Source organism: Pantoea sp. SJZ147, from assembly GCF_007828605.1.
Classification (GTDB): domain Bacteria; phylum Pseudomonadota; class Gammaproteobacteria; order Enterobacterales; family Enterobacteriaceae; genus Pantoea; species Pantoea allii.
Map to the genome: position 1 here is coordinate 305,802 of NZ_VIVB01000005.1, position 17,752 is coordinate 323,553.

Sequence of the window (17,752 nt, forward strand, 5' to 3'; positions counted from 1 at the left end):
CAGTTATTGAGTCATCAGGCGATAGCGTTCACGCAGACGGTGACGCAGGCCCATGGCTAACAGGTTCAGCAACAGAATAATTAACACCAGCAGCAGCGCCGTGGCAAAAACCAACGGACGGTCGGCCTCTGTATTAGGGCTTTGAAAGGCTAAATCATAAATCTGAAAGCCCAGATGCATGAATTTCCTGTCAAGGTGCAGATAGGGGAAGACGGCATCAACGGGCAATTCCGGTACCATTTTTACCACGCCAACCAACATCAGGGGGGCGGTTTCTCCCGCCGCGCGGGCCACCGCCAGAATCAGCCCGGTTAACATGGCCGGAACCGCCATCGGTAACACCACATTCCACAAGGTTTCGGCCTGGGTCGCCCCGAGCGCCAGCGATCCCTGCCTCAGGCTATCCGGAATACGTGATAACCCCTCTTCCGTTGCCACAATCACCACCGGCAGGGTCAGCAAGGCCAGCGTCAGCGATGCCCAAAGTAAGCCCGGCGTACCGAACGTGGGATTCGGCAGTGCGCTGCTGTAAAACAGCCGATCGACCGTTCCGCCCACCAGCCAGACAAAAAAGCCCAGACCAAACACACCATAGACAATAGAGGGCACGCCCGCCAGATTCACCACCGCGATGCGCACCAGCCGAGTCAACGCATTACGTCCGGCATATTCATGCAGCCAGACTGCCGCGATGACCCCCAGCGGCATGACCACCACCGACATCAGCAGCACCATCAGCACCGTGCCGAACAGCGCGGGGAAAACGCCAAAATCGCTTTCGCCTTCGGCAGGTGAATCGCTGACAAAGCGCCACAACTGCTGTAAGAAGTGCCCTGTTTTTTCTGTTAGCGTCATGGCGTTGGGCTGCCAGGCGGCCACAATCTGCGACAGTGGGATACTGTGCTCAATGCCATTAACGTCACGCAGAATCAACACGTCACGCTCGCTTTCTTCTTGCAGGTTGTTGAGTCTTTCATTGAGCTGGATAAGCCGGCGTTCCAGGGCTGCCTGGTTGGCGTCGTATTCTGACTGCGCCTGTAAATCGAACTGCTTTTCCTCGCGCTGCTGTTCAGCCTGATCGTCTAACTGATCCAGTTGTTGATTCAGCTGGGCCATATCAATACGACGGATCTCGCTGGCCTGGCGCACAGTGAGCTGTACCTGTTCGAGTCGCTGCTGCAGTAGCGCATGGATGTTCTTTGCCGTCAGCGCCTCATTGTCTTCGCGCAAGCCGACAAGCCAGCCGTAAGCATTGCCGTGGCTGCGGCGCTGTAACACCATGATATCGTCCGGCTGACTGACCGCCGGTGCGGCTTTGCTGAGCGCAATACGAAAATCGGGCGCGGCCCAGTCGCGGTTGCCGGTCTTGATCAGGTAGCGGTGCAGAAAGGCTCGCTGGCCGTCTGTCCCTTCAGCGGGTGCCGGATACTTCGACTGCCGCTCAAGGGTTTCACCCAGCAGGCGGGTTTGACTGCCGTCGGGCTGCGTAAACGTATAGAGCTCTACTCTGTGGGGCCAAAACGTCCGTAGCCCCTGCCATCCCAGCAACCCAATCAGTAAGGTAAACGCCAGCAGACACACCGTCACGGCCCCGGCCGTTAACCAGCGCCAGCGGTCGTTTTGTCGCATCACCTTCATGCCTGCTCCTTATACTGACTGAAGCGCAGGCGCAGGCGCTGGCGGATGAGTTCTGCAAAGGTATTAATGATCATCGTAAAAATCAGCAGCAATAGCGCACTTAAGAACAGAATCCGATAATGGGCGCTGCCCACTGCGGCTTCGGGCATCTCAATCGCGATATTGGCGGAAAGCGTACGCAGGCCGCTGAACAAGCCGCCTTCACTTTGCGGCGTGTTACCGGTCGCCATGAGTAAAATCATGGTTTCGCCGACCGCCCTGCCAAAGCCAATCATCAGGGCGGCAAAGATGCCCGCCGAGGCACCCGGCAGCACCACGCGCGTCAGGGTTTGCCAGGGTGTGGCACCCAACGCCAGTGAACCTTGTCCCAGCGAGGCCGGTACGCTAAACAGCGCATCCTCTGCCAGGGTAAAAATTAAGGGCACCAGCGCAAACCCCATCGCCAGCGCTGCCACCAGCAGGTTACGTTGCTCGTAATGCGGTAGCCAGTCGCCGGCATCCGGTACGATCAGCGTCGGCAGCCACAACGTTAGCAGAGTGACAACAAGCAGCACAGGCAGTAATAACAGCACCTCGCGCCCCGGCTGCCGCCAGCGTTCAGGCAGACGATGGCTCACTACGCCGCACCCGAGCAGGCTACCGGCAAGTGTGACGGGCAGCAACAGCACGCCAATTAACGCCTGACCCACATGGGGCGCTAACCATAATCCGGCTATCAGTCCGATCACCACGCTGGGCAGTGCGCCCATCATCTCAATCGCGGGCTTAACCCAACGGCGCAAGCCCGGCGCCATAAACCACGCAGTATACATGGCAGCCGCCAGCGCCAGTGGTGTCGCAAACAACAGTGCCATGCTGGCCGCTTTCAGTGTGCCCACAACCATGGGAATTAAGCTGAATTTTGCCTGATAGCTGTCGCCAGCATTCGTGGATTGCCAGACCCAGTCGGGTTTAGGGTAGTTTTCATACCAGATTTTTTGCCAGAAATTACGCCAGGTCACATCCGGCCAGGCATTCGTCAGCTTCAGCGTTTCCCAGCCTGACTGCCGTTCCAGCAACAGGCTGTCGCCATGCGGTGAGAATTGCGCCTGAAGAATGCCGGGGGCCAACTGGCGTTGCAGGATCGGCCCATTCTGTTTACTGGCAAAGACTTTCAACATGCCGGCGTGATCAAAAGTGGCGAAAACCCGTCGCTGTGGCTCGCTGATGATCGTGGCCTGTCCGGCGCTGTGTTCAAAAGTACGCACAGGGTGTAAGCGCAGACCGTGCTCACCTGCGATGGAAAACCACTGGGTAATGCCGCTGTCATCCTGGATCAGCAGGGTTTGCCCTCCAGCCAGTAACTTCAGCTGCTGAGGCACCTGAGGCAGCGTCTGCGTTTCGCGCAGCCATGCTCGCCCGTCATCAATTTGCCAGACCCGCAGCAGGTGACCTTCGGTGGTATACAGCAGGTCACCTTTTGGCGACAGTAACAGATGTTGGGGCTGCTGGGCTGGCAGCGTAATCAGCGATGCCTGCTGGTTAGTGCCCAGCGTCAGTATGCTTAATCCTGCGTCACCTGAGGCGGCAATGCGCCACTGTTTCGGGGTTATTGTGGCGAGCGCCATCTTTTTTATGCCACCCTGCGGCAGCCGAAACACGTTATCACCTAGCGGAAAATGCCACTCGCCCTCGCCCTGGCTTATCACCGGTTGCAGCAGCGTTAAGTTGCCCTGGGCATTAAGCAGTAATGTCCTGTCGTCTGCGCTGGTCACGATTTGCTGTGGAACGGATGACAGTGCTAAAGCCGGTGCCGCCGGTTGGCCATTCAGCGGAATAAATCGCGCCTTACCATCACTGCTGATGCGCCAGCCCAGGGTTCCCTGGTTGCCAATCGCCAGGGCCGGGGCCGAGTCCCACAGTCGTTGGCTGCTGATGCTTTGCACGCCCGGCGCGCTGAACAGCGGCAGGACCACCCAAAGCAACCAGAAGAACAGCAGCATCATCAGTAGCAGAATAGCCACCCCGCAAGACGTGACGAGGCGCCGCGTAAAGCGGTCAATCGCACGTCGTCGGCGATCGCTAAACTGCACAGGAATATGGTTTACGCTCATGCGGCCCTGATTATCCGGCGGAAATGAGTCGCTATGTTGCCCGTAGCTGGTTGATAAGACAACTTTTGCCGTTGGACAACCTTGCCATACTCTCGCCATAATGCAGTTGGATACTGTATCGTCGTCAGTCCTGCAACCGTCATACGGAGTGAGAATGGGTCAGGTAAAGCTTTATATCGAAAAAGAAATGAGCTGGTTGTGCTTTAACGAACGTGTTTTGCAGGAAGCGGCAGATAAAAGTAATCCGCTGATTGAACGTATGCGTTTCTTAGGTATTTACTCGAACAACCTCGACGAATTTTACAAGGTACGTTTTGCCGATTTGAAACGACGTATCCTGATTGGCGAAGAGCAAGGCTCTGCCAGTACGCCACGTCATTTATTAAAGAAGATTCAACAGCGCGTCCTGAAATCAGATCAGGAATTTGATGCCCTGTATAACGACCTGCTGCTGGAGATGGCGCGCAATCAAATCTTCCTGATTAACGAGCGTCAGCTTTCCCCCAATCAGCAAAGCTGGCTACGCCACTATTTCAAGCATGAACTGCGTCAGCACATCACACCGATTCTGATTACCCATGAAACCGACCTGACCGAGTTTCTTAAAGACGATTACACGTACCTGGCCGTTGAAATTATTCGCGGTCAGGATATTCAGTACGCCCTGCTGGAGATCCCCTCCGACAAGGTGCCGCGCTTTATTAATCTGCCAGCTGAACCGCCACGTCGCCGTAAGCCGATGATCCTGTTAGATAACATCCTGCGCTATTGCCTGGATGATATCTTCAAGGGGTTTTATGACTACGACACGCTCAACGCTTATTCGATGAAAATGACGCGTGACGCAGAGTACGATCTGGTAACGGAAATGGAATCCAGCCTGCTGGAACTGATGTCCTCCAGTCTGAAACAACGCCTGACGGCTGAACCTGTGCGGTTTGTTTACCAGCGTGACATGCCGGACTCGATGGTGGCGCTGCTGTGCGACAAACTGTCGATTTCAAATTATGACTCCGTCCTGGCGGGCGGCCGTTACCACAACTTTAAAGATTTTATCGGCTTCCCTAATGTCGGGAAAAACAACCTGATTAACCGGCCGATGCCGCAAATCCGTCATATTGGCTTTGATGGTTTCCGCAACGGTTTTGATGCCATCCGTAATCGCGACGTGCTGCTTTACTATCCGTATCACACCTTCGAGCATGTGCTGGAATTGTTACGTCAGGCGTCATTCGACCCGAGCGTGCTGGCGATTAAAATCAATATTTACCGCGTCGCCAAGCATTCCCGCATCATGGATGCGATGATTCATGCCGCCTATAACGGGAAGAAAGTCACGGTTGTGGTAGAACTTCAGGCCCGCTTTGATGAAGAAGCCAATATTTACTGGGCGAAACGTCTGACTGAAGCCGGTGTACACGTTATTTTCTCGGCACCCGGCCTGAAGATTCACGCCAAACTGTTTTTAATTTCCCGACGTGAAGGCGAAGAGATCGTGCGCTACGCCCACATTGGCACCGGTAACTTCAACGAAAAAACGGCAAGGCTCTACACGGACTATTCCCTGTTAACCGCCGATGCTCGTATCACCAATGAAGTGCGCCGGGTGTTCAACTTTATCGAAAACCCTTACCGTCCGGTGACCTTTGACCATTTAATGGTTTCTCCGCAAAACTCACGTCGGATGCTGTATGATTTGATCGATAACGAGATAGCCAATGCCCAGCAAAAACGCCCCAGTGGGATTACGCTGAAAATTAACAACCTGGTGGACAAAGGGCTGGTAGACAGGCTTTATACCGCATCCAGCGTGGGCGTAAATGTTAATTTACTGGTGCGCGGAATGTGCTCATTGATTCCAGACTTGCCCGGGATCAGTGAAAATATTCGTGTAATCAGTATCGTTGACCGCTTCCTGGAACACGACCGTGTTTATATTTTTGAAAACGGTGGTGATAAGAAAGTGTTTCTTTCATCCGCTGACTGGATGACGCGTAACATTGATTATCGCATCGAAGTTGCCGTAGCGATCCTTGATCCACAAATAAAGCAGCGCATTCTGGACATTATTGCTATTCAGCTCAGCGACACCGTTAAAGCCCGGGTTGTCGATAAAGAGCTGACTAACCAGTACGTTCAGCGCGGCAATCGTCGTAAAGTGCGGTCGCAGATGGCCATTTACGATTACATTAAGAAGCTGGAACAACCTGAATAACGCCTATGCCAATCTCCCAAAAAAGTACGCCGAAACCTCAAGAGTTTGCGGCAATTGACCTTGGTTCCAATAGTTTCCACATGGTAATTGCCCGCGTGGTGGATGGTGCTTTGCAGGTTCTGGGGCGTCTGAAGCAACGGGTACATCTGGCCGATGGTCTGGATGCCAAAAATTACCTGAGCGAAGAGGCAATGGAACGCGGGCTGAACTGCCTGGCGCTGTTTGCTGAACGCCTGCAGGGCTTTAACGCCAGCAACGTGACGATTGTGGGCACCCATACGTTACGCCAGGCGGTGAACGCCGAAACCTTTTTGCAGCGTGCAGCAGAGGTCATTCCCTATCCGATTGAGGTGATTTCCGGCCACGAAGAAGCTCGCCTGATTTTTATGGGCGTCGAGCATACTCAGCCAGAAAAAGGCCGCAAGCTGGTGATCGACATCGGCGGCGGGTCAACGGAGTTGGTTATCGGCGAGGATTTTGAGCCGCAACTGGTGGAAAGCCGTCGTATGGGCTGCGTCAGTTTTGCCCAGCTTTATTTCCCTGGCGGTGAAATCAGCGTAGAGAACTTTCGTCGCGCTCGCCTGGCCGCCACTCAAAAGCTGGAAACGCTGGCGTGGCAGTATCGTCTGCACGGCTGGCAGTATGCGCTGGGCGCATCGGGCACCATCAAAGCGGCCTGCGAAGTGCTGCTGGCCATGGGCGAGAAGGAGAAGCTGATTACGCCCGAGCGCCTGACCATGCTTTACGATGAAGTCATTAAGCACAAATCCTTTGCGGCGCTGAGTTTGCCGGGTCTGTCTGAAGAGCGTAAAAGCGTATTTGTTCCCGGCTTAGCCATTCTCTGTGGCGTGTTTGATGCACTCGCCATCCGTGAGCTGACGCTGAGTGATGGCGCACTACGGGAAGGCGTGCTGTATGAAATGGAAGGCCGTTTCCGTCATCAGGATATTCGCAGCCGTACAGCCCAGAGCCTGGCTAATCACTATGCCATCGACAGCGATCAGGCCCGGCGCGTACTGGAAACGACTGAACAGCTTTATCTGCAGTGGCGCGATCAAAATCCCAAACTGGCGAATCCCCAGTTGGCTGCGCTGTTGAAATGGGCAGCCATGTTGCATGAGGTCGGGCTGACCATTAACCACAGTGGTTTACAGCGCCATTCTGCCTATATTTTGCAGAACACTAACCTGCCGGGCTTCAATCAGGATCAGCAAATGCTGTTGGCGGCGCTGGTCAGATTTCACCGTAAAGCGGTGAAGGTGGATGAGCTGCCACGCGTGACGCTGTTCAAGAAGAAGCAGTTTTTACCCCTGATCTTTCTGCTTCGTCTGGGCACCTTACTGAACAACCAGCGCCAGGCCACGACGCGCCCGGATTCGTTAAAACTGACCTGCGATGACGGTCACTGGACGCTCACCTTCCCGGCAGGCTATTTCAATCAGAATAACCTAGTGCAACTCGATCTTGAGCGTGAGCAAACCTACTGGGATGAAGTAACCGGCTGGAAACTGATTCTCGCAGAAGCCTGATAATGCGGGCATTGACTGCCCGCATCACTGAACCGACGACGATGACATTACGAACCGATAATTATTTTGCCGAGACCTACGGCTTAACACCGACCCATTCTGAAGTGGTCGAAGCCTTACCTCAGTTGACGCCCGGAAAAGCGCTTGATCTGGGATGCGGAAGCGGGCGTAACACGCTGTTCCTGAATCAACATGGTTTTGAAGTCACGGCCTGGGACCATAATCCCGCCAGCCTGGATCGCCTGAATCACATTATTGCCACCGAAGGCCTGACCGGCATTCATACGGCCCAACAGGATCTGAACCAGGTGCGTTTTAATGGAGCCTACCAAGTGGTGCTCTCCACGGTGGTAATGATGTTTTTACAACCGGGAACGATCCCGCAGCTTATTGCCGATATGCAGGCCTGTACGGTGAAAAACGGCTTTAACCTGATTGTTGCGGCCATGAATACCGAGGACGCGCCCTGCCCGTCTGACTTCCCGTTTGCCTTTAAATCGGGTGAGTTAAGTCATTACTACCGCAACTGGCATATTGTGAAGTACAACGAAAACTGGGGACAGCTACATCGCAAAGATGAAAACGGCAACCGGATTAACTGCCGCTTTGCCACGCTGTTGGCGCAGAAAGCCAGTTATTAACACAGTTGTGTTTTTTTTAAACAACGGTTGATTTCACTGGGCGACTGTGACTAAATATTGCTGTCGCCCGGTTTGGGTTATTACAGGAATTACCCTGCGTGAACAGCGCCCTTTCTCCACGAAGACGTAAAAAAAGCGTCAGCATGACGCGGATTGTTTTACTGATCAGTTTTATCATTCTGTTTAGTCGCCTCGTTTTTATCCTGCCTGCGGCCTTCGAGCATCACCAGCAAAAACAAACTGAATCACCGCCGGTGATCACGACGCTTTCTGACAGTCGTTAATCGAAAGGTGTCATTAACCTGATTAAACGACGCGCAATCCCGCTGCTTGCGCCATTTTTTACATCCCTTTTCCAGTCAAAACGCTACACTTCGTGCAGGTGCTTTCAGACTAAAGGGATGCAATGTGTCTGCCTCACACTCTCAACGTTTAAGTGAAATTCGTCATCGTATTCTGACGCTGCTGCTCAATGAGCACGACCTTGTGGATGAATTACTGGATAAAGCCAGTCATCTCTCCCCTGAGCAGCAACGTGAAAATGTGATACATCGGGAAATACTCCAGCAAGACATCAGCCAGCTTCACGCCGCTGACCTTGCCGATATTCTTGAAGCCTTGCCTGAAGAAGCCCGACTGGCGCTCTGGAGCCTGGTTCCGGGTGAAAAACGCGGCCGCGTACTGGTTGAAGCCTCAGAAACCGTCTGGGACAGCCTGACTGAAGAGATGAGCGATCGCGCCATCCTGCAGGCGATGGAACCGCTGGATATTGACGATCAGGCCTGGCTGGTGCGTTATCTGCCGCGCGACCTTACAGGACGCCTGCTGACCTCTCTGGAGCCGAACCTGCGCGCCCGCATCCTGAGCGTGATGCAGTTTGACCGTGATCGCGTGGGTCGGGTCATGGACTTTAATATCCTCACGGTACGCGAGGACGTCACATTAGCCACTGTGCAGCGCTTTTTGCGTAAAGGCAAAAGCATGCCGGATGGCACAGACAAAATCTTCATCACCAATGAAAACAATCAGCTGCTGGGCGAGCTACTGCTAACCGATATCCTGCTGAACAAACCTAAGACTATGGTGAGCGACGTGATGAATTCGCATCCCACCACCTTTCAGCTCGACGACAAAGCCGAAGACGCGGCCAGTGCCTTTGAACGTTATAACCTGATCTCAGCGGCGGTGACCGATGCGCAGGGTAAACTTATTGGCCGTATTACCATTGAAGACGTTGTCGACCTGGTCAACAAAGAGAACGAAAGCAATATCCGTAAAATGGGCGGGATTAGCCAGGAAGAGGATGTTTTCGCCCCGGTGCGTAAATCTGTGCGTAATCGCTGGGCCTGGCTGGCGATCAATTTATGTACGGCGTTTGTTGCATCCCGCGTCATTGGCTTATTTGAAAACACTATCTCGCAAATTGTCGCCCTTGCCACGTTAATGCCGATTATTGCCGGTATTGGCGGTAATACCGGCAATCAGACCATCACGATGATTGTTCGCGCCCTTGCGCTGCATCAGGTTGAACCGGGCAACTTCTCGTTCCTGTTTATGCGCGAACTCGGCGTAGCCTTGATCAACGGCCTGTTCTGGGGCGCGATTATGGGCGGTATCACCTGGCTTATGTACGACAACATGGCGCTGGGCGGCGTGATGATGCTGGCCATGGTGCTGAATCTTCTGCTGGCAGCCATAATGGGTGTGATGGTGCCGCTGGTCATGACCAAAATGAAACGCGATCCCGCCGTGGGCTCCAGTGTATTAATTACCGCCATCACCGATACCGGTGGTTTTTTTATTTTCCTGGGCCTGGCGACGATCTTCCTGATACCGCATTGATTACTGGTTTTGATAACCGTAGCGCTGCAGCGATCCCATGACATTCAGTCGACGTGTCACCTGTGCCAGTTCGCAGGTGACCGCGGGCAGCTGGTAGTGATTGCGCTGCCCCAGCCACTCCAGCACATCAGCTAAATGCCAGATAGCCGTTTTGCCATCGTGTACCGGTAACGGAAACTGTTTGCTGTGCGTCAGCATCAGTTTGCGCATGTTCTGACGTGATACGCCAATCAGGTCTGCAACATCGGTTAAGCCGACAAAATCAGGCGCGGCTTCAACCATCAATGCGCCAGGAATAGCAGACTGCACATCTGCTATCGCACTGCTGAGTGCGTGGCTCGCCGAGTCGGCGTGGCGCGTAAATTCCAGCGCCAGCTTGCCTGCCACACCGGCACCGACCAATGCATCATCGCATCCTGCCTCCGCCAGTTTTTCCAGTAACGCATCAATGGACACCGCTGATTCAGGCAATTCAAACCGCAAGATGAAATGATATTCCGTCATATTAATTCCCTCTTTTTAACGTATCAGTAACGGTACAGTTATCTACCACGCGCCGCAGCGCTCTGGCATGGTTATGGGCATTTTTTGGCGTGCGCCAGATACAGGTCAGACAGTATTCCCCACAGCGGCACGTCGCCAGATTTGCCGGACAGTACATTTTGCCCCATGCGTGATGACCCGTAGCCACCACGAGCCACCCCTGTGATTCTGCGTAACATAAGGCGGCTTCAATCTCTTTGCTGGGATGTCGCTTTCTGTCCACCATGGCGCCTATCATTCCTTGTTTTTAGAGGGCTGTCAACTGACAACTAAAGTGTCATTCGTGCGGTACAGGGGCAGCATGCGGGCTGTCTGGCGGCAGGTAAAACAGGTTGCGACTAAAATGGAAAGGATTACGCAAAAAAGTGTCAGCCTGACGTGATGGACGACAATCGAAGATAACAACGGAGGAAATATGTTTAAAACTGATGACCTGGTACAAGCGAAAACGGGCGGACCCAAAATGGTCGTACTGCGTGCCGATGGTGAAACACTGTGGTGCGCTCGCGTGGACGATGCCAGCAAAAAGGAAATTGAAGTTAACGCAGAAAGCGTCAATCTCTACCATGAAGAGGGCGATTTTGGCGTCTGTTAAAAGGGGTGACGTGACTCACACCGACCGCAACGGTTAAGGCAACCGGCCGTTCGGTTACCCGGGAGCCTGGCTTCCGGGTAACCTTTTCTGATTGCCCTATTCCGGGCTATTCGGCCGTCAGATTTTATTTTCCTGCAGGTTATTGCTGCCTAAACCACCGATAAAGGGCAGCCGCAACCGAAACGGGGAAAAGCCTATTCCCGCGCTTAACCCCAAAAGATTGAATTCAATCCCCTCTTCCGCCCCTAAGGTGATGCCTGCTACGCCGAGTATCGACACCTGAACCCCACGACCTGAAGGCGGTAACCCCACCGGACGCCATAATGGCCGGTAGTCTTTTCCCAGTGCGTTGGCGGGCAAGTCAAGCTGCAAGGCGGGCACGTTACGACCGATGTGCGCCATAAAGGTATTACTGTTGGGTCCAGGCCAGGCATGATAGGTGGTAGGCCAGGGATAGGATTTTATGGCGGCTTCAATTTGCGGGATCATTTTTTGCGCATCGGGGCCGCGATGCTCAACCAGCAGCCGCGGTTTTGCTCCGTACCAGTAGCCATCAGGCAGGGATGAATTGCGCCTGACTTTATCGCCACTGCCCCAGCTAATCACTTCGTAACGTGTATAGCGGGTTTCACCTGCACGTTTAAAGATAATCCACGGATGCACTGCGATTGCGCCTTTCCAGCCGTATGTCGGTGCGGCATAGACCTGAACAATAGCCTGACTGGCATGAGCATGAGGATCGGGCGCAACGCCAGCCGAATCCCGGCGAGCCGTCGCCCAGCCACCCTGGCCGGTAGCGTTGTTACCATGAGTGGCTTGCGCCAGGCTGGCCGCAAGCGACAGCAAAATCACGGTGAGAAAACAGAGACTGAAGATTTTCAGAGGCAGCATCGCGGTTCCTGCAGGTAAAAGATAAGGGATGATTTTGCAATGAAATATAGGGTTTGTATTCACTAACTATGCTGCGATGTCATCGCAATATTCACTCCCGCTGGTTAGTGGCTGCTGACTCAAAGCCCGCCATCACGTAACGTTAAAATGCCGTGATGGCTGTCACCACCAGCATGCTCAGAGGCGGGCTATACGCAGAATCAGCCAGCCTGAAACCCGCCCAGGCTCAGGAAGTAAACAGGGATACTCGCCGCCCGCATTCAGCGGGCAACCGGTCTGGGCTGTCCTTTGCTTTGCGGTCAGTACGGAAGGCGTCAGATCCAATCCCGAAGGCACGCGAAGCCTGCACTTCACCCACGCACGAGGCGGATAACAGATTCCAGGTGCATTTCATGCCTGGCGATTTCAACAACAGCATAGGTTATCTTGAACCCGCCGTCTGAAAACTAGCCTGTTATCGCCTTTTCCGCTACACGCTGCAACCACGCTTCATAGCGCTGCTGCGCCTCCGGTGCGACAGGTTGGCTGCGTGAGTTTATCTCACCTTCGATGCCAAATATTTTCCACATCAGCGGCGCGAGTCCTTCGATCACGCTGTGTTGACTGCTCTCCGTTCTCAGCCATTCCAGACTGGATGTTTGGTAGCCCGGCAGTGCCTCGGAGTGATAATCGAAGGCTTTGCCCAACCCGGAAAGATACATGATTTTAGCGGCAGTCAGGGATGGCCAGCGAAGGGAAATATTCAGCGGCAAGTCCAACATAGCGCGCTCATTCCAGACCTCCGAATACGGAACCTGTTGGTTAGCCAGCAACGTCAGCATTAACGATTGCCCCAGCCCGGTCAGATAGACAGGCAACGCGTCAGCCGGAGGACGTTGATAAAAGGCATCCAGTGGATGTTCGCGCTTCAGGCCGGCCTGCATCAGTAATTTTCGCTCCAGCTCCTGCATCACGTTGCCTAACCCGGCATCCGTTGCCTCTTCAGTTTCAGTCAACTGTTTACTGCGCGTGGTACAGTTCCACAGCGACAACGCAATCTGCCAACGACGCTGTTCGCCCTCGCCAGTGCAGCCAATTTCCCCCGTAACCACATACTTCATGTCAGGAGGCAGGATCTCATAAATATCCTCACCCACCATCGGTTGGCCAGTGAGAACAGGACCATGGCCCTCCGCCATCAGAAAATAGGTGCACGCCGCATAATCACTCCAGTAATGTACGGCTTCAGCCAGATAGAGCGGAATCGCGCGCGACAGGCGGCCAAGCTCGTCTTCACGCTGTATGCCCTGGGCTGCTAATCCATCAGATATTTTTGATAACGCAAAGAAACCGATCTTCGCTGTCTCTTCGGGTTTTTGGTTAAACAGCCAGTCGGCTTTGCATAAGCCGTAATGCCAAATGGGCTGCGTGACGGATAACGTTGTGATTTTCACATCATCAGGCGCCACCTGCTGAACGGGTTCCGTTTGGCGACGTTTCTCTTCAAACGCTTGTCTGTAATAATCAAGATGCTGCTTGATCGGGGCAAAATTGAGTGCATACAGCTGGTTAAGAAGCTTGAGCCCCTGCTCCGTCTGGTCCTGCTCAAGATAAGCCTGCAATAAATTTATACCGGCCATAGGATCGTGCTTTTGAACATCGTAATGAGGCGCAACCAGCGAAATCAGAAGAGGAATCTCGCCATTTCGCCCCAGGTCGCCAGAGATCGTATACAGCGCGTCAGAATCGTACCGTCCACCCGACAGTACCTCGTCATAAAGTCCGCGAGCCTTGTCGGTTTCGTTATGCTCCAGATAAAAACGGGCCATCCAGAGCTGTGCCCGCCAGCTTCCCGGCATCGCGGCAATGCTGCGTAAGCCCTCGATATAGGCCTCATCACCACCCCGCTCGCGCTGGATGCTCGCCCACCAGAGTAAGCCATTGTCGAGGTTGGGGTCCGTTTGAATGGCCTGCCAGAGCGTGTCATCTGCCTGTTTATCCTCACCGCGCTCGGAAAAGACTTTTGCCAGATTGGTGAGTAAGGTCCCTGTCGCGCCTGATTTATCGATTCCCTGGCGCAGGGTTTGTTCTGCCGCATCCAGCTGGCCGGTTTTCATCAGTACGATGCCGTGAAGGGTATGACTTCGCTCGGGATTGCTGTCAATGTCCACCAGGCGCTCCGCTGCCGCAACCAGATCGGAAGCAAAGGCGTCTTTCAACCCCATCAGAATCGCGGTGTACAGCGCGTCCGCATCATCCCACTTCTTTTCCAGATCCGGCAGAAAGACCTTCTCACGCCATTCATTGCGTGCAATGTACATTTCCTGTCCATGAGCATCGTAAGCAACAATCATCTCCCGTTCTTGAGCGGGCTCGTCTGGTGCGGTATCGGCGGGTTGGTTTTTATTGCGCAGAGAAGAGAGAAGACGCTTAAACATGGTTAATTCAATCCTTGAGTAGTGAGACATCAGACAGCCTGATTGCCAGCCTTCATCATGTCGCCTGTGTTCGCGCCCTGAGGCGGTTTTACCGACTGACAGCGTAGCGGCTCAGATATGAGTGTAGCGCTCAAAAAAACAGCTGGCACGAAATTGATTAAGCAACGGGCAAATCGTTAAAAAATGCCGTCCAATAGCGATGCCGCGCCTCTTCCCTTTGCCTTTCGTCATTCACATTCTTATCGCATCAGAGAGAAAAAATTAAGTAGTGCACTATTTAATAGTTTACAACACGATAAAATCCTGCCATCTTAGCCAAACTAAATAGCGCACTACTTAATCGCAAACACAAGGAAATCAAAATGAACGTGAAACTCACCGCAGGTGCTTTATTGTTAGCCAGCCAGATCACATCAGCATGGGCCAGCCCTGTGGAGAATGCGCCTGAACCTACCGTTGGTGTCGCCGCCTTTCTTAAAGCCCTTAACAGCGGCGGCGGCAAGCCCATCGAAACCTTAACGCCGAAAGAAGCACGCGCAGTGCTGACAGGCGCGCAGCAAGGCGCCGCGCTGCCGCCCGCACAGATTTCTGAAAAAACCATCACAGCATTGGGCAAACCACTCAAACTGACGATTGTTAAACCCGAACACGCCAGCGGTGTGCTCCCGGTATTCATGTTTTTCCACGGTGGCGGCTGGGTGCTGGGTGACTTCCCGACGCACGAACGTCTGGTGCGAGACCTTGTGAACGAATCCGGCGCTGCGGCGGTATTTGTGAACTACGAGCCATCACCGGAAGCCCATTATCCGGTCGCGATTACCCAGGCTTATGAAGCGACAAAATGGGTAGCCGAACACGGCGCGGAAATTGGCGTTGACGGTAAGCGCCTGGCGCTGGTCGGTAACAGCGTGGGAGGCAACATGGTGGCCGCCGTCGCGCTGCAGGCCAAACAACATAAAACCCCGGCGATTCGTTACGATGTGATGCTGTGGCCCGTTACCGATGCCCGCTTTGATGATGCTTCTTATCAGCAATTCGCCAACGGCTATTTCCTGACCCGAAACATGATGAAGTGGTTCTGGGATAACTACACCACGTCAGATAAAGATCGGAATAACATTCTGGCTTCTCCGCTGCGTGCCACTGAGGCACAACTGGCAGGTTTACCGCCAACGCTGATTCAGACTGCCGAACTCGACGTGCTGCGCGATGAAGGTGAAGCCTTTGGTCGTAAGCTGGATGCCGCCGGTGTACCGGTGACGGTTACCCGCTATAACGGCATGATTCACGACTTTGGTTTGCTGAATGCCTTGAGTAAAGAGCCAACCGTGCGCACGGCGATTGGCCAGGCGTCAGCGGAGCTGAAGGAACACCTTAAGTAAACATCGCCCGACAGCGGATTCGTATTCTTTTGTTCGTGCAGACATGCGGTAAATAAAATCAGCCGGATAGCACCGGCTGATTTTTTCTGGCTTAAATGCTGACATGCATCAGGGCGTGATCACCCTTCTCCCAGCCACGCAAGTATCTATGCCTTCACAGAAAAACGGCCTGAGACCAGTGAAAGGAAAAACCCGCCGTTAAGCAGGCTTGTAGCGCGCAGCAATGTTATCAACGTCTGCTCATTGCTCATCCCGACCACCGCCAGCCACAGAATCGAATCTCGGTTGCTGGCACCTTGTACTGATTCCTTCTATCCCGCTACTTCGCGTCATCAACAGTTGAGATTTCGGATAGCCGCCACAGGAACAGCGTTAAGGATTGCCAGGACCTTTTTACTGAATTATCGTAAGCCGCTTTGGGTACCGCTGACATACAATTCTGGGCCAGGCATTCGGTATAAATGCCTGCCGAAGGGACAACTATGTCATATCGCATCCTTTGGTCAATCGCGCTTTTAGCCGTCACGGCGGTGTGGGGCTGGAGCTTCGTTGCGAAGCACGACACGCTGGGCGTCATGGCCGCATCCACCCTGAACGCGTGGATGTTTACCCTGGCGGCTTTTGCGCTTCTCCCCTTTTCGATCCGTTCTTTTCGCCACCTGAAGCCACGTGACTGGGCGCGTGCGGTATTGGCAGGCATCGTGCTATTTGCTGCGTTCTCCCTGCAAACATCCGGCACAGCTTACACAACGCCCTCCAATGCCGGGTTCATCACAGGCTTGTGCACCGTTTTCACGCCGTTGTGTATCTATCTCATCGGCAAAGGACGCCCCAGTGCTAAACAGGCAGCAGGAACCGCCATTGCCGTGTTTGGGCTTGGCTTGCTCAGCCTTGACGGGTTCAGGGTGCACTACGGTGACTTACTTATTCTGGGTTGTGCGGTGTGCTTCGCCGTACACATCGTCATCGTGTCGACTTTCACAACGCCTGACATTTCCCTGGCATCAACATCGATACAACTGGGCATCGTTGGCGTGCTTTCTTTGTTATGGAGCGTCGCCCGTGACCAGTTTGCTGTACCTCACTCGCTGCCGACAGCATTAACAATCCTGTCACTGGCCCTGTTCGCAACAGCCCTGGCGTACGCCATTCAGAATCGTGCCCAGGCTGTTCTGGCACCGGAAAAGGTCGCCCTGATACTGATTTGCGAACCTGTGTTTAGTGGGATTTTTGGTTATTTTCTCGCGGGCGATCGTCTGCCGCCGGAAAGACTTGCAGGGGCGGCGTTAATCCTGGTGGGGATTGTCGTCACCGAGCTTCGCGTCGTACGTCTCCTGCCTGCCGCCTGGCGTAGATCCTGAGTTCGCTTCAGCGCCGTGCGCTGAAGCGAACCCATTTTGCAGGCGAAATTCCGTGATATCCCTCGCCGTTCCGGCGAAGCGACTATCGGCCAGACAATGCGGGATCTAAAATGCAAAAAGCCCGCATAACGCGGGCTTCGTTTTTATACTGCTTACTGTCGGCTAAGCCGGACGCGGGATTACTCCCACTCAATCATCAATTGAAAATTAAAAAATAATAAATCAATGGGTTAATACAAGGAAAAATCTAAACACCATGAGAAATACCATACCCAGAAATTCAAGAAATCGAATTAAGCTCTCTTGACCTGCTCCCCGTTGATTAATACACCGCGATGTTAGTAATGTCTTCATAAGTCACATGAGGACATCCCCATGAAGAAGCGTTTTTCCGACGAACAGATCATCAGTATTCTCCGCGAGGCTGAAGCCGGGGTTTCTGCCCGTGAACTCTGCCGTAAGCACGCCATTTCCAACGCCACCTTTTACACCTGGCGCAAGAAGTATGGCGGCATGGAGGTGCCCGAGGTTAAGCACCTTATGTCGCCTGAGGAAGAGAACGCCAGACTCAGGAAACTGCCTGCCGAAGCCATGCTGGATAAGGA

General features: G+C 53.7%; 15 protein-coding genes. 9 read left to right on the plus strand and 6 right to left on the minus strand.

Annotation, left to right across the window (positions count from 1 at the left end; genetic code table 11):
• Positions 1-3: 3 nt before the first annotated feature.
• Positions 4-1,638, minus strand: a complete 1,635-nt coding sequence (gene pstA, locus FBY13_RS10065; RefSeq protein WP_145394068.1) for a phosphate ABC transporter permease PstA — start codon at positions 1,636-1,638, stop codon at positions 4-6.
• Positions 1,635-3,731 (minus strand): ABC transporter permease subunit, encoded by a 2,097-nt coding sequence (locus tag FBY13_RS10070; protein WP_145394069.1) that lies wholly within the window; start codon positions 3,729-3,731, stop codon positions 1,635-1,637. Before FBY13_RS10070 ends, pstA begins: the two co-directional genes overlap by 4 nt.
• 154 nt (positions 3,732-3,885) lie before the next feature.
• On the opposite strand from FBY13_RS10070, the gene ppk1 reads away from it, so the two are divergent.
• The 5 genes from ppk1 to mgtE all read left to right on the plus strand — a co-directional run bounded on the left by ppk1 (position 3,886) and on the right by mgtE (position 9,958).
• Positions 3,886-5,946 carry a polyphosphate kinase 1 gene (ppk1, locus tag FBY13_RS10075; RefSeq protein WP_063880546.1) on the plus strand — a complete coding sequence of 687 codons (2,061 nt, stop codon included), beginning with the start codon at positions 3,886-3,888 and terminating at the stop codon, positions 5,944-5,946.
• 5 nt (positions 5,947-5,951) lie between these two features.
• Positions 5,952-7,475 (plus strand): exopolyphosphatase, encoded by a 1,524-nt coding sequence (gene ppx / locus FBY13_RS10080; protein ID WP_063880547.1) that lies wholly within the window; start codon positions 5,952-5,954, stop codon positions 7,473-7,475.
• A 2-nt stretch (positions 7,476-7,477) separates the two neighbouring features.
• The gene (gene tehB / locus FBY13_RS10085) at positions 7,478-8,116 is read left to right on the plus strand and encodes a tellurite resistance methyltransferase TehB (protein WP_172896757.1); all 639 of its coding nucleotides are present in this window, start codon (positions 7,478-7,480) and stop codon (positions 8,114-8,116) included.
• 98 nt (positions 8,117-8,214) lie between these two features.
• Complete coding sequence (locus FBY13_RS23715; protein WP_063880548.1) at positions 8,215-8,400, plus strand: YfgG family protein; 186 nt, start codon at positions 8,215-8,217, stop codon at positions 8,398-8,400.
• Between the two features lie 124 nt (positions 8,401-8,524).
• On the plus strand, positions 8,525-9,958 hold the full coding sequence (gene mgtE / locus FBY13_RS10095; RefSeq protein ID WP_063880549.1) for a magnesium transporter: 1,434 nt from the start codon (positions 8,525-8,527) through the stop codon (positions 9,956-9,958).
• On the opposite strand, the gene FBY13_RS10100 is transcribed toward mgtE, so the two are convergent.
• Positions 9,959-10,462, minus strand: a complete 504-nt coding sequence (locus FBY13_RS10100) for an AlpA family transcriptional regulator (RefSeq protein WP_145394070.1) — start codon at positions 10,460-10,462, stop codon at positions 9,959-9,961.
• Between the two features lies 1 nt (position 10,463).
• Entirely contained in the window at positions 10,464-10,727 is a 264-nt protein-coding gene (locus FBY13_RS23720; protein WP_082875218.1) for a hypothetical protein, read from the minus strand.
• Positions 10,728-10,916: 189 nt separating this feature from the next.
• On the opposite strand from FBY13_RS23720, the gene FBY13_RS10110 reads away from it, so the two are divergent.
• Positions 10,917-11,096, plus strand: a complete 180-nt coding sequence (locus tag FBY13_RS10110; RefSeq protein WP_063880551.1) for a hypothetical protein — start codon at positions 10,917-10,919, stop codon at positions 11,094-11,096.
• A 117-nt stretch (positions 11,097-11,213) separates the two neighbouring features.
• Here the strand turns inward: FBY13_RS10110 and FBY13_RS10115 are convergent, their stop codons facing one another.
• Positions 11,214-11,987 carry a DUF3750 domain-containing protein gene (locus tag FBY13_RS10115; protein ID WP_096012825.1) on the minus strand — a complete coding sequence of 258 codons (774 nt, stop codon included), beginning with the start codon at positions 11,985-11,987 and terminating at the stop codon, positions 11,214-11,216.
• A 446-nt stretch (positions 11,988-12,433) separates the two neighbouring features.
• Positions 12,434-14,404, minus strand: coding sequence for a lipopolysaccharide assembly protein LapB (locus FBY13_RS10125; RefSeq protein WP_145394072.1), 1,971 nt, complete (start codon positions 14,402-14,404; stop codon positions 12,434-12,436).
• Positions 14,405-14,766: 362 nt separating this feature from the next.
• Between FBY13_RS10125 and FBY13_RS10130 the strand changes: the two genes are divergently transcribed.
• From FBY13_RS10130 to FBY13_RS10140, 3 genes are all read left to right on the plus strand, one after another.
• Positions 14,767-15,786, plus strand: coding sequence for an alpha/beta hydrolase (locus tag FBY13_RS10130; RefSeq protein WP_145394073.1), 1,020 nt, complete (start codon positions 14,767-14,769; stop codon positions 15,784-15,786).
• Between the two features lie 482 nt (positions 15,787-16,268).
• A complete protein-coding gene (locus FBY13_RS10135) occupies positions 16,269-17,147 on the plus strand; it encodes a DMT family transporter (protein ID WP_145394074.1) in 879 nt (292 codons plus the stop codon).
• Between the two features lie 375 nt (positions 17,148-17,522).
• Positions 17,523-17,752 (plus strand): transposase (locus FBY13_RS10140; RefSeq protein WP_145394075.1); only part of this gene is annotated, 230 nt, incomplete at its 3' end.